At 50.5% G+C, this 13,256-nt stretch carries 13 protein-coding genes and 1 other RNA gene; 9 read left to right on the plus strand and 5 right to left on the minus strand.

Annotated elements, in window-relative coordinates; all coding sequences use genetic code 11:
- Window positions 1–320 precede the first annotated feature (320 nt).
- The gene (gene nudK, locus A0G03_RS19245; RefSeq protein WP_048258856.1) at window positions 321–902 is read right to left on the minus strand and encodes a GDP-mannose pyrophosphatase NudK; all 582 of its coding nucleotides are present in this window, start codon (window positions 900–902) and stop codon (window positions 321–323) included.
- A gap of 377 nt (window positions 903–1,279) precedes the next feature.
- Between nudK and A0G03_RS19250 the strand changes: the two genes are divergently transcribed.
- The 3 genes from A0G03_RS19250 (at window position 1,280) to A0G03_RS19260 (ending at window position 3,960) form a co-directional block, all read left to right on the plus strand.
- Window positions 1,280–2,377, plus strand: a complete 1,098-nt coding sequence (locus A0G03_RS19250; RefSeq protein ID WP_048258855.1) for a glycerol dehydrogenase — start codon at window positions 1,280–1,282, stop codon at window positions 2,375–2,377.
- A gap of 202 nt (window positions 2,378–2,579) precedes the next feature.
- Window positions 2,580–3,743, plus strand: coding sequence for an MFS transporter (locus A0G03_RS19255; protein ID WP_048258854.1), 1,164 nt, complete (start codon window positions 2,580–2,582; stop codon window positions 3,741–3,743).
- Window positions 3,744–3,756: 13 nt separating this feature from the next.
- Window positions 3,757–3,960: a 2-hydroxymuconate tautomerase family protein gene (locus tag A0G03_RS19260; RefSeq protein ID WP_010282462.1), complete on the plus strand. Its 204-nt coding sequence runs from the start codon at window positions 3,757–3,759 to the stop codon at window positions 3,958–3,960.
- Window positions 3,961–4,180: 220 nt separating this feature from the next.
- On the opposite strand, the gene A0G03_RS19265 is transcribed toward A0G03_RS19260, so the two are convergent.
- Both A0G03_RS19265 and grpE read right to left on the minus strand, forming a co-directional pair.
- Window positions 4,181–5,425 (minus strand): Nramp family divalent metal transporter, encoded by a 1,245-nt coding sequence (locus A0G03_RS19265; RefSeq protein WP_048258853.1) that lies wholly within the window; start codon window positions 5,423–5,425, stop codon window positions 4,181–4,183.
- 242 nt (window positions 5,426–5,667) lie between these two features.
- Window positions 5,668–6,255, minus strand: a complete 588-nt coding sequence (gene grpE / locus A0G03_RS19270) for a nucleotide exchange factor GrpE (RefSeq protein ID WP_048258852.1) — start codon at window positions 6,253–6,255, stop codon at window positions 5,668–5,670.
- A 148-nt stretch (window positions 6,256–6,403) separates the two neighbouring features.
- Between grpE and nadK the strand changes: the two genes are divergently transcribed.
- The 3 genes from nadK to bamE all read left to right on the plus strand — a co-directional run bounded on the left by nadK (window position 6,404) and on the right by bamE (window position 9,511).
- On the plus strand, window positions 6,404–7,282 hold the full coding sequence (nadK, locus tag A0G03_RS19275) for an NAD(+) kinase (RefSeq protein ID WP_039303620.1): 879 nt from the start codon (window positions 6,404–6,406) through the stop codon (window positions 7,280–7,282).
- A gap of 79 nt (window positions 7,283–7,361) precedes the next feature.
- The gene (gene recN / locus A0G03_RS19280) at window positions 7,362–9,023 is read left to right on the plus strand and encodes a DNA repair protein RecN (protein WP_048258851.1); all 1,662 of its coding nucleotides are present in this window, start codon (window positions 7,362–7,364) and stop codon (window positions 9,021–9,023) included.
- Between the two features lie 152 nt (window positions 9,024–9,175).
- Window positions 9,176–9,511 (plus strand): outer membrane protein assembly factor BamE, encoded by a 336-nt coding sequence (bamE, locus tag A0G03_RS19285; RefSeq protein WP_048258850.1) that lies wholly within the window; start codon window positions 9,176–9,178, stop codon window positions 9,509–9,511.
- A gap of 235 nt (window positions 9,512–9,746) precedes the next feature.
- Here the strand turns inward: bamE and A0G03_RS19290 are convergent, their stop codons facing one another.
- Window positions 9,747–10,028, minus strand: a complete 282-nt coding sequence (locus tag A0G03_RS19290; RefSeq protein ID WP_397241334.1) for an RnfH family protein — start codon at window positions 10,026–10,028, stop codon at window positions 9,747–9,749.
- A complete protein-coding gene (locus tag A0G03_RS19295) occupies window positions 10,018–10,464 on the minus strand; it encodes a type II toxin-antitoxin system RatA family toxin (RefSeq protein WP_048258848.1) in 447 nt (148 codons plus the stop codon). The genes A0G03_RS19290 and A0G03_RS19295 overlap by 11 nt, the downstream gene beginning before the upstream one ends.
- 155 nt (window positions 10,465–10,619) lie before the next feature.
- Here A0G03_RS19295 and smpB point away from each other — a divergent pair, with 155 nt between their 5' ends.
- The 3 genes from smpB to A0G03_RS19310 all read left to right on the plus strand — a co-directional run bounded on the left by smpB (window position 10,620) and on the right by A0G03_RS19310 (window position 12,896).
- Entirely contained in the window at window positions 10,620–11,102 is a 483-nt protein-coding gene (gene smpB, locus A0G03_RS19300) for an SsrA-binding protein SmpB (protein ID WP_048258847.1), read from the plus strand.
- Between the two features lie 50 nt (window positions 11,103–11,152).
- Window positions 11,153–11,515: a transfer-messenger RNA gene (gene ssrA, locus A0G03_RS19305) on the plus strand.
- A gap of 193 nt (window positions 11,516–11,708) precedes the next feature.
- On the plus strand, window positions 11,709–12,896 hold the full coding sequence (locus A0G03_RS19310) for an integrase domain-containing protein (protein ID WP_048258846.1): 1,188 nt from the start codon (window positions 11,709–11,711) through the stop codon (window positions 12,894–12,896).
- The last annotated feature ends 360 nt before the right edge of the window (window positions 12,897–13,256 follow it).

A 13,256-nucleotide genomic window follows, 5' to 3' on the forward strand; every position in this document is an offset into this window, starting at 1 on the left:
TTACATTCCTTCATCCAGTGATACGGGTCACACAACAGGGAGAGAAATAGCTGAATATTCGATCTCAATACAAGAAATTTAGGAAAAGTTTCCTCAAAAAAAGTCTATACCTGACCGATAAAAGTGATGAAAACCGACTTAAAAACCAACATATACAATTGAAATTTAAGTAAAAAACAAGAAAAAGAAGAACAAACAAAACGTTTACTCAGGTAATAATCGGCATAATCACATCGTCACTGCGGAATTACCCAAAAATGAAAACGCTACCACTACAAATCAAACGGCACACGGAGAGATCCGTGTGCCATAAAATACGTTTATCCTTTGGCAAACCAGCCGTGGATGATGGCGTGCTGTAGCAACATGATGGTCTTGCCGTCTTTAATCCGGCCATCGTTCATCATTTCAACGGCTTCGCTGAACGGCAGCTCCAGCACTTCGATATCTTCATCTTCCACACCGCCGCCCGCATTATCCCGCAGAGACTCATCGTATTCAGCGGCGAAAAAGTGCAGTCGCTCCGTTACGCTGCCCGGCGACATATAAGCATCGAACAGCTTTTCCACATTGCCGACTGCATAGCCAGTTTCTTCGATTGACTCGTTACGGATACATTCTTCGGGCGAATGGTCGTCCAGCAAACCAGCGCAGGCTTCCAGCAGCATGCCGCTTTCGTTACCGTTAACGTAAGTGGGAATACGGAACTGTCGTGTCAGAATCACCGTGCCTTTCGCCCGGTGGTACAGCAGAATCGTCGCACCATCACCTCGGTCGTAAACCTCACGGACCTGGCGCACTACGCCACCATTATTTCTTTTTAAATCAAAAGTATATTTATTCAGAATATACCAGTTATCGGATAGCAGCTTCTTTTCGACGATATCAATAGGAGACGACATGCAAACACCTCGGTGATCGATGGTTGGAAGAGCGCATTCATTTGTAACGACGAAGTCATCATATCCCTTTTGAACTCCCGCATAAACGGGTAAGGAAACGTATGTCTGGTGGAAATCACGGTATCGTCATACACCAACCCTATGATATTCATGGTTTAGTCTCACGCTCTCATTCCGCTCTTTTCGTCCATCTGACGTTTATCGACTATGCTATACCTTAAATCAGTCCTGTTTCAGGAAGTCGCGCTGCGCTTTAGTTTCCCCCATCACTACCGTCAACTCGTTTCGTCATCATGCGCGTAACGCAACCGCCTTCCATGATTCACTCGAATTCAATACTGCATCACTTCTCAAACCACATCATCGAGGTAGATAACATGAGTCATTTCATTTTCTCTTCACCTAGAAAATATGTTCAGGGGCGCGGCGTGCTGGATGAACTGGGTGAACAGCTCAAGCCGCTGGGAACAAAAGCGTTTCTGATGGCGGACGGCGTTGTTTGGGACATCATCGGCCAGCGCGTTGATGCGTCCCTCAAACAGGCGAGCATTGGCCACCATTACGAGCGTTTTAACGGTGAAGCATCCAGCAACGAAATCACCCGTCTTGCTAAGCTCGCGCGCGACGCGGGCACGAACATTGTTGTTGGGTTAGGTGGCGGTAAAACGCTGGATACAGCGAAAGCGGTCGCCGATGAGCTAAAACATAATGTGGCGATTGTCCCTACCGTGGCCTCAACGGATGCACCGTGCAGCGCGCTGTCCGTCATCTACACCGACGAGGGCGTGTTTGAATCCTATCGCTTTTATGACAAGAATCCTGATCTGGTATTGGTCGATACCGCCGTCTGCGCGCAGGCACCCGCACGCCTGTTTGCCTCCGGCATTGCCGATGGTCTGGCAACCTTTGTCGAAGCACAGGCGGTTCTGCGCTCTCACGCACTTTCCATGCTGGGCGGTAAACCTACGCTAGCAGGCATGGCGATTGCCGAAACCTGCGAAAAAACGCTGCTAACCTACGGCTACAGCGCTTACAAAGCGGTGGAAAAAGGCGTGGTAACGCCCGCAGTGGAATCCGTAGTTGAAGCCAACACGCTGCTTTCCGGTTTAGGCTTTGAGAATGGTGGATTAGCCGGCGCTCACGCCATCCACAACGGATTTACCGCGATTAAAGGCGATATCCACCACCTCACGCACGGGGAAAAAGTTGCCTACGGCACGCTGACACATATGGTGCTGGAGCAACGTCCTGACGAAGAAATTGCACGCTACATTCGCTTCTACCGCGCGATTAACATGCCGACGCTGCTAAAAGATCTGCATCTGGAAAATGAGCCATTTGAGAATCTGATCAAAGTGGGTGAACTGGCGTGCAGCGACGCCGATACGTTGAAGAATCTGGACAGCGGGTTAACAGCTGAAGACGTCGCCCACGCGATTATTGCCGTCGATGCATTCAGTAAAACCATCAGCTAACCGTAATTGAGGTAAAAAAACCGGCTCCAGCGAGATCAGTACAATGGAGCCGGGCTTGGTATAACCAGCTCGTTTCTAACTACCGCACTCATACCAGAAACGTTCTCTCTGCGTCATCAACCTGCTCATTACTATTCACTTTTATTTGATGAGAAAACGGGCAGGATAAGGACATATTCTCTATGTCTTAGGTCATCATTTGATGGAACGTCCTCGCTTTATCGCACTATCGGACACGCTGATTCTTGCCCTTTTTGGGACGGTCGTACTAGCATCAGGAATGGGGCTTGGGCGCTTTTTATATACACCGATGCTGCCCGTTATGTTGGAGGAAAGTGATTTCACCTTCAGCCAGCTTTCCTATATTGCCAGCGCAAACTACGCTGGTTATCTGTTCGGCAGCCTGCTTTTCTCTTTCAGCCGTCGTGCCTCAACCTCTCAGCCCGTATTTCTGCTGTTTACCGCCGCGGCCGCGACCAGCGTGTTGCTCTTCGCGATGACATTGACCACCAATACGATGCTGGTCATGTTCATTCGCTTCATCGCGGGGATCGCCAGCGCAGCGATGATGATCTTCGGATCCCTGATCGTTTTACACCACACAAGGCATACCGGCGTTATCGCCTCGCTCTATGCTGGAGTTGGCGTAGGGATCGTCTTAGGTAATGAATACATCATTATTGGGCAGCATTACGCACTGACTGCCGAACTATTGTGGCGGGGAGCGGCGCTGACCTCCGCGCTACTTCTGATCGTCCTACTCATACTTTCACCCCATAAAAACACTGTACCCCAGCAGAAGATGACCAATGTCGATGAACCTTCTCACCTTGGCTGGCGACGGCTCGCGCTGCTATACGGCCTCGCGGGCTTCGGCTATATCGTCATCGCCACCTATCTGCCGCTGATGGTGACGGCGCTAGACGTACCGCGTTTATCTCTGCATTTATGGTCGCTGGTTGGGCTGGCGATCATTCCTGGCTGCTTTTTCTGGCTATGGGCAGCCAGTCGTTGGGGGACGCTACCCTGCCTGACAGCCAATCTGCTGATTCAGGGCGTATGTGTCCTGCTGACGCTGTTCAGCCACTCTCTCGTGGCATTGATATTCAGCTGTATCGGCTTTGGTGCTACTTTTATGGGAACCACCTCGCTGGTGATGCCATTAGCCAAACGGCTACACGCGCCGCACGGCATCAACCTGCTTGGGCTGGTGACGCTCACTTACGGCATTGGTCAGATTCTTGGCCCCATACTCACCAGCGTCCTGACGACTACCCACGCTATCGCGCCAGCGATTGTATGTAGCGCAGCAGCACTTTTCATCGCGGCTGGACTCTGCTTACCCCACCGCCGCTCATCACCCTAATCCCGGAGAACCTATGCCATATGTAAATATCAAAATCACCAATGAAGGCGTCACCGCTGAACAAAAACGTCAATTGATCGAAGGCGTAACTCAGTTGCTGGTCGATGTACTCAACAAAAATCCGAAAACCACCGTGGTGGTGATTGATGAAGTCGAAACGGACAACTGGGGAATCGGCGGCGTGCCAGTGACGGAGCTGAGGAAGGCAAGCAAATAGCGAAACGGTGCCACGCCATGTGGCACCAGATTTATATACCCCAAATAATTCGAGTTGCAAGACAAAAACGGCAAGGCGTTTTTGAGCAGCGCTTGCGCTGACCCCGAAGGGGTGAGGCCATAAGGCTGAATAACGCGGCAAGAGAGAGAATCCCGATGAGCTTACTCCGGTAAGTGATTCGGGTGAGTGAACGCGGCCAACGCACATGCAGCTTGAAGTATTACGGGTATATCCCCAACATGGTATCAATCAACAGATACATATTCAGAGAAACCACCAGCACGACAATGAGTTGCCCGATGCGCTGCACCCATTTGCCGTTAACCATCGATCCCATCAGTTCACGGTTACCGGTGAACGACAGCAAAGGAACCAGCGCCAGCGCAATCCCGAAGCTCAGCACCACCTGGCTCAACACCAGCACGCGCGTCGGATCCATACCGGACAGAATCACGATAAACGACGGCAGCATCGTCACAGAACGACGAACCCAAAGCGGGATATGGAAGCGCACGAACCCTTGCATTACCACCTGACCCGCCAGCGTACCAACAACGGTGGAAGAAAGACCCGCCACCACCAGACTCAGACCGAAAATCACCGCGGCGGCTTTACCCAACAACGGCTCTAACGTGAGATAGGCTTTATCTAGATCGGCAATATCCTGATTGCCACTGAAATGGAACGCCGCTGCCGCCGTTGCCATCATCGCCAGATTGACGAACCCGGCAATCGTCATCGCAATCGCGACATCGACTTTCGTTGCAGAATAGCGATCAGCACGGGAATGACTGCCTCCATGCTGCGTCAGGGAAGAATGCAGGTAAATCACATGCGGCATAATCGTCGCCCCCAACACGCCAGCGGCCAGCAACACGGCATCAGAGGTCGGCAAGCTAGGGATCGCCATGCCTTTGGCTAAAGCGGACAACTCAGGCTGAGAAAACACCAGTTCGACAATGTACGCTGCCGCAACAAACAGCAGCAGGCCGCCGATGACCATCTCCAGCGGCTTCTGACCGCGCTGTTGCAGCATGAGAATCAGGAAAGTAGCAATCCCGGTGAGAATCGCGCCTTCCAGCAGCGACACGCCCAATAGCAGTTTAAAACCTATCGCCGCACCGATAAACTCAGCCAGATCGGTCGCTATCGCAATAATTTCTGCCTGCACCCAGTACGCCCAAACGGCAGGACGCGGAAAGCGATCGCGGATATGTTCTGCCAGATTCTTGCCTGTTGCGATGCCTAACTTGGCAGACAACAGTTGAATCAGCATCGCCATCAGGTTTGCCCACACCACCACCCACAGCAACGTGTAACCATAGGCCGCGCCAGACTGGATGTTTGTGGCAAAGTTGCCCGGATCGATATAACCAATCGCCGCGATAAACGCCGGGCCCATCAAAGAAAGTTTAACCTTCCTTGAGGTACGGCTTGTTGACTCAATGACACGGCTACCCGGCATAGTATGACCCTTCTAACACTGTTGTTTTATTACTCTCACAAAAATGATAATGATTATCAAGTGCATTTAGAGTGGTAATACCAATTCTTTTGATAGCTAACGATGATGAGTCATTCAAAACCTAAAAAACATCTTTTTTATCAAACAAATCTTAACAAGATATAAACAAAAAACCCCATGCGGAAAGCACGGGGTTTGGGATGAAGATACGTTTTAAATAGCGTACGTAAAAGCAGAAAGTATTAGTCTTGTGCTTTTGATACAGCAACCATCGCCGGACGCAGCAAGCGGCCATTCAGCGTATAGCCTTTTTGCATGACCATCATAACATGGTTCGGCTGATGATCGGCTGAAGGTAACATCGTCATCGCCTGATGCACTTCTGGGTTAAACGGTACACCCACATCACCAACCACCTCGATACCGAACTTATGCACGGCATCCAGCAGCGATTTCAGCGTCAGCTCGACACCTTCAATCATTGAAGCCAGTGATTCATTGGCTTTGTCCGCCGTATCCAGCGCACGTTCCAGGTTATCGATGACCGGCAGCATTTCACTGGCAAATTTCTCTACCGCAAATTTATGCGCTTTCTCGACATCCATTTCCGCACGGCGGCGAACGTTATCGGCTTCAGCACGGACGCGAAGCATATTGTCACGTTCGCGCTGTTGCAGTTCACTAAACTGGGCTTCCAGCTCGGCGATGCGCGCATCACGCGGGTCAGCTACGTCTGCCGTCTCTGGCGTGGCATCCGCTTGCTGCCCTTTTGCTGCTTCCTTTTGATCCAGGACTTGCTCGTCAGGCGTTTTCTGTTCTTTACTACTCATGAAATTCTCCGCGGTTTAGCATTAATCTCGCTAGTTGCTTATTATGGGGATCAAAATCGGGGATTCAAGGGAATCGGTCATATATTGGTTCCCAACGCTGCCGATACACCACGCTGAGGACAAAACAGCAATGAACACACCGCTTACAATGAACAGGCCGTTTAATTGTATTGGCATTGTCGGCCACCCGCGCCACCCAACGGCGTTGGCAACGCATGAAATGCTCTACCATTGGCTCACCGAAAAAGGTTACTCCGTTCTGATCGAACAGCAGATCGCGCGTGAACTGAACCTGAAGGATGCGCCGACAGGTAGCCTTGCCGACATCGGTCAGCAGGCGGATCTGGCAGTGGTCGTTGGCGGTGATGGCAACATGCTGGGCGCGGCACGCGTGTTGTCGCGCTATGACATCAAGGTGATCGGCGTGAACCGCGGCAATCTCGGATTTTTGACTGACCTCGATCCCGATCATGCGCAGCAGCAGCTTTCTGACGTTCTCGACGGTCATTATCTGAGCGAACAGCGCTTTATGTTGGAAGCGCACGTTTGCCGCACCAACCAGCCCGACAGCATCAGCACTGCCATTAACGAAGTGGTACTTCACCCGGGGAAAGTGGCACATATGATTGAATTTGAAGTCTATATTGACGACAAATTCGCCTTTTCCCAGCGTTCGGATGGCCTGATTATCGCCACGCCGACAGGCTCAACCGCCTATTCGCTTTCCGCCGGCGGCCCTATCCTGACGCCGTCTTTGGAAGCCATTGCGCTGGTGCCGATGTTCCCGCACACATTGTCTGCCCGTCCGCTGGTGATCAACAGCAGTAGCACAATTCGGCTGAAATTTTCCTGTATTACCAACGATCTGGAAATCAGCTGCGACAGCCAGATTGCGCTACCGGTGCAGGAAGGTGAAGAAGTGCTGATTCGCCGTAGCGAACATTACCTGAATTTAATCCATCCAAAAAACTATAGCTATTTCAATACACTAAGTTCAAAACTCGGCTGGTCAAAAAAATTATTCTAAAATTCCACCAAGCCACTTTACTGTATATAAAACCAGTTTATACTGTATGTAAACACAGTCCCCATACAGGAAAACTATCATGCTGGCGCAACTCACTATAAGTAACTTCGCCATCGTGCGCGAATTAGAAATCGATTTTCAGTCAGGAATGAGCGTAATCACCGGAGAAACCGGTGCGGGGAAATCGATCGCGATTGATGCCCTCGGTTTATGTCTGGGAAATCGTTCTGACGCCAGCATGGTCAGGCCGGGAGCTGCCCGAGCCGACATCTGTGCCCGCTTCGCGCTGACGGATACCCCAATGGCACGTCAGTGGCTGGAAGAAAACCAGTTGGATGACAGCAACGAGTGCCTGTTACGCCGTGTAATTAGCGCCGATGGTCGCTCACGCGGTTTTATTAACGGCACCGCTGTGCCGCTGTCTCAACTGCGTGAACTCGGTCAGCACCTGATTCAGGTACATGGCCAGCATGCTCATCAGCTACTGCTGCGCCCCGATCATCAAAAACACCTGCTGGATGCGTATGCCGATGAACCGAAATTGCTGGTTGCGATGCAACAGGTTTGGCATCAGTGGCACCAAAGCTGTCGCGCACTGGCGCAGCTGCAACAAGCAGCAATTGAACGCGAAGCCCGCCGAGAACTGCTGCAATACCAATTAAAAGAGCTGAATGAATTCGCGCCACAGCCTGGCGAATATGAACAGATTGACGTTGAATACAAGCGTCTGGCGAATAGCGGTCAACTACTGACAATGAGCCAACAGGCCATGCAGTTGCTGAGCGAAGACGAAGAGCAGAACATACTCAGTATGCTGCACCGCGTAGAAAATCAGCTTGGCGAACTGATTGGCATGGATGACAAGCTGTCCGGCGTGCTGTCCATGCTCGAAGAAGCAGGCATTCAGCTTAGCGAAGCCAGCGATGAGCTGCGGCACTACAGTGAACAAATGGACCTCGACCCGATTCGACTGTATGAGCTAGAACAGCGCCTGTCGCGTCAATTGGCGTTGGCACGCAAACACCATATCGCGCCAGAAGCGATCCCAGCATTCCATCAGCAGTTGCTGGAAGAACACCGACAACTGGAACAACAGGAAAGCGACCATGAGGTGCTTAGCGCCTCCGTTGGTGAATATCACCAGCAGGCGTTGCACCTTGCAGAACAATTACACGTTCGCCGTCAGCACCATGCCAGTGAACTGGCACAGCTCATCACCACCAATATGCGTGAATTAGCCATGCCACACGGCCACTTCACCATTGATGTGAAATTTACGCCAGATAGCCTGACCGCTACCGGTGCCGACAATATCGAATTCCGCGTAACCACCAACCCTGGTCAACCACATCAGACGCTGGCGAAAGTAGCATCGGGTGGCGAGCTGTCGCGTATCGCGCTGATTATTCAAGTCATTACCGCGCAGAAAATGGATACACCAGCGATGATCTTCGATGAAGTCGATGTGGGTATTAGCGGACCAACCGCCGCCATCGTCGGCAGAATGCTGCGTCAGCTTGGCGAATCCACGCAGGTCATGTGCGTGACACACCTGCCGCAAGTCGCAGGCTGCGGTCACCAACACTTCTTCGTGAGCAAACAAACGGACGGCGCAGAAACAGAAACGTTGATGCAGCCGTTGGATAAACGCGCACGGTTACAGGAATTGGCTCGTCTCCTGGGCGGCAGCGCCGTGACCAAAAACACGCTGGCGAACGCCAAAGAATTGTTGGCAGCCTAAAATCCGCTGCCGACAGGGCAAGAAAGGTGCATCACAGGTAAAAAAGCTCAACTTTTTTACCTTCCTGGGGTCATACAATCGCCTTGTAGGTTTCCAAGTCCTGCAAGGTCTATTATCATCGGCAACCTATGCCCTTAAGGAATGTAATCACTATGCGCTGTAAAACGCTGACTGTCGTCGCCGCGGTGGTTGTTATGCTGACCGCCGGTTGTTCCACGCTGGAAAAGGTGGTGTATCGGCCGGACATCAATCAGGGAAACTATCTGGCACCGGCTGACGTTTCAAAAATTCACACCGGCATGACCAAACAACAGGTCGCTTATACGCTGGGTACGCCTATGATGCAGGATCCGTTTGGCAGCGATACCTGGTTTTACATCTTCCGCCAGCAGCCTGGCCATGAATCAGTAAAACAGCAGACGCTGACGCTAACCTTCAGCGGCAGTGGCGTGTTAACCAACATCAACAACAAGCCTGCGCTGGATTAATGCTTTCAATGCCGCTCAGTTGAATCAGGGCGAATAATCCTATCGGCGAGAAGCGTCGCTTTAAGGCGAAGCCCACTGCGGCAGAGTACTTAAAGGAAGCCAACGTACGCGGTTTGATGTATGACAGATATAACAGCAGGCAAATCTGAACATTTCAGGTTTGCCTGTGTTTTTTTATAAGGGTATTTCGCTTAGGAGTATCAGGAAAACGACATTTGTCGTTTAACAGTATTGCTCAGGGTTTGTTCTTAGAACGCTCAGCACGCTGTCGGCGTAGCTCTTTCGGATCGGCAATCAGCGGACGATAGATCTCTACGCGGTCACCATCCCGCACCACATCGGCCAATTTCGCCGCACGGCTGTAAATACCGACTTTATTCACCTGCAAATCGATATCATGGCGCAGCTCCAGCAGACCTGATTTCACAATCGCCTGCTCAACCGTACTACCCTCTTCCAGCTTCACCGTGCGTAGATACTGGCGTTCCGGCAACGCGTAGACCACATCAACCTGCATTGCGGACACGGTAAACCTCTTTTGCTCGCTGCGTGAAAGCTTGCACCATATTTCCTGCCAAATCCTTGAATACTTTGCCAAAAGCAAGTTCAATCAAGGCATTGGTGAATTCAAATTCCAGATGCAGCTCAACTTTACAGGCATCCGCGCTCAGCGGTGTAAAGTGCCAGTCGCCAGTTAGTTGACGGAATGGGCCATCGACCAGTTGCATATTGATATTCTGGTTGTGCGTCAGCGTATTACGTGTAGTAAATGTCTTGCTGATGCCGGCTTTGGAAACGTCTACTGCGGCTGTCATCCCCTCTTCTGAGGAAGAAAGTACGCGGCTTCCCGTACAGCCCGGTAAAAACGCAGGGTAGGAAGCGACATCATTCACCAGCTTGTACATCTGCTCTGCACTGAACGGCACCAGTGCGGAACGACTTATCTTTGGCATACTATTTTCCGAGATTCATAAAACGCGCAAAATAATAGCATTGATAGCCCGGTAGGCAAAAATTCTGCGAAGCTTATCGCACGATATCATTAACCACGACACGGACGCACTGCGGGGATTTCATTCCCAATGACATCCAGTATAATGACGGTACTATGACAAAGAAAAAAGCATACAAACCCGGTTCCGCCACCATTGCGCAGAACAAGCGCGCCCGTCACGAATACTCCATTGAGGAAGAATTTGAGGCTGGCCTTGTGCTGCAAGGGTGGGAGGTCAAATCACTGCGCGCAGGCAAAGCAAACCTCAGCGACAGCTATGTCACCTTCATGAACGGTGAGGCTTACCTGTTTGGCGCAACGATCACGCCGCTGAATGTGGCTTCATCGCACGTTGTTTGCGATCCCATCCGCACGCGCAAACTTCTGCTCAACAAACGCGAAATGGATTCGCTGTTTGGCCGCGTCAGCCGTGATGGCTACACGGTCGTCGCGCTGTCCATGTATTGGAAAAATGCCTGGAGCAAAATCAAAATCGGCGTAGCGAAAGGCAAAAAAGATCACGATAAGCGTGATGACATTAAAGAACGTGAATGGAAGTTAGATAAAGCCCGTATCATGAAGAACGCCAATCGCTAAGCCACTGGCTTAACAACGGTAAGTTCTGATATACTGGTGACTGTTTCTTGGGGGCTGATTCTGGATTCGACGGGATTTGCAAAGCCCAAGGTGCATGCCGAGGGGCGGTTTGCCTCGTAAAAAGCCGCAAAAAAATAGTCGCAAACGACGAAAACTACGCTTTAGCAGCTTAATAACCTGCTAAGAGCCCTCTCTCCCTAGCCTCCGCTCTTAGGACGGGGATCAAGAGAGGTCAAACCCAAAAGAGATCGCGTGGATGCCCTGCCTGGGGTTGAAGGGCTAAATCTAATCAGGCTAGTTTGTTAGTGGCGTGTCTGTCCGCAGCTGGCAAGCGAATGTAAAGACTGACTAAGCATGTAGTACCGACGGTAGAGTAGTTCCGGACGGGGGTTCAAATCCCCCCAGCTCCACCAATTTAGACATCGGGTATTACCAGATAAGTCCGATGAAGTACGGAAAGCCCGCACGGCGCAAGCCCTGTGGGCTTTTTTGTGTCCGCTATTGTCCGACGATATTCGCCTGAATCCAGAGATTATTGGCCTACGTTTAGGCCTACGGTATCATATAGGCCTAAAAACGTAGGCCTAAAACACGGACGACACCGCTATGCCAAGAATTGCCCGCCCTTTGACACATACCGAAGTCAGCAAAGCACGAACGCCTGATAAAGAGTTAAGCCTGCATGATGGCGATGGCCTCTTTCTACTTATCAAACCGTCAGGGAAAAAATTATGGCGATTTCGCTATCTACGCCCTGATACCAAGAAACGCACGACACTCTCTTTTGGCAGCTATCCAGCCTTATCGTTGGCTGACGCAAGACAGCTACGGGCAGAACATTTAGCCCTGCTTGCAAAAGGCATAGACCCACAGGAAAAAGTGGCTAAGGAAGTAGAAGAAGCGCAAATCGCGGTAGAAAGCATCTTCATCAATGTGGCACGTAATTGGTTCACATTGAAGCAGACCAAAGTCAGTGCGGATCACGCCAAAGACATTTGGCGATCGCTGGAAAAAGACGTGCTCCCAGCGATTGAGAATATCCCGGTACAAGAAATCAAAGCCCGCACGCTGATACAGGCGCTAGAACCGATTAAAGCCCGTGGCGCACTGGAAACCGTCAGGCGGTTAGTGCAGCGCATTAACGAAATCATGGTTTACGCGGTCAATACGGGGCTGATTGACGCTAACCCCGCCTCTGGCATTGGTATGGCCTTTGAACGCCCTAAAAAGCAGCATATGCCGACTATCCGGCCAGAAGAACTTCCCAAGCTGATGCGCACCATTGCCATGTCTAACTTGTCCATCCCGACCCGCTGCCTATTGGAATGGCAACTAATGACACTGATTCGCCCAGCGGAAGCCTCAGCCACAGCATGGGCAGAGATCGATATTGAAAAAAGAACGTGGGACATTCCGGCTGAACGAATGAAAGCCAAGCGTGATCATATCGTGCCGCTCTCAGCTCAAGCACTGGAACTGCTCGACATCATGCGCCCTATCAGCGGTAACCGCGAACACGTATTTCCCAGCCGTAACGATCCTAAAAAGCCCATGAACAGCCAGACCGCGAATGCCGCGTTAAAACGCATCGGCTACGGTGGCAAACTGGTCGCACATGGTTTACGCTCGATAGCCAGTACCGCCATGAATGAAGCCGGTTTTAATCCTGATGTTATTGAAGCGGCGTTGGCTCATTGTGATAAGAACGAAGTTAGACGGGCTTATAACCGCTCGACCTATCTTGAACAGCGGAAAGAGTTGATGGATTGGTGGGGGAAAGAAATCCGCCAATAGGCTTAAATACCAGATAATTTATCTCTGAAAGCAATAGTATGTGTGTAGATTGCAGTCACACAAGTAGATATTTAGGCAAGTTCCCTTGACGGCATCAACAATATTATATTGATGTCGAATAAAAGAGCACACGCTACAAACTTGAACAGGTAATCAATTCAATAAAAAATCACTATCCAATCGAACATTGAATGGAATTGATTACATTAATAAAAAACTCTATGATTCCAATGTTAATAGCGCGTGCATTCTTTTAACAATCATGACTATGTTAAGAATCAAATGCACACAAAAAAATATAATTAATGGAATAAAAATAAAACTTAATAAATTAAAATGCAGCATTATATTAGGGTTTTC

Source organism: Pectobacterium peruviense (assembly GCF_002847345.1).
In the GTDB taxonomy this organism is placed as follows: domain Bacteria; phylum Pseudomonadota; class Gammaproteobacteria; order Enterobacterales; family Enterobacteriaceae; genus Pectobacterium; species Pectobacterium peruviense.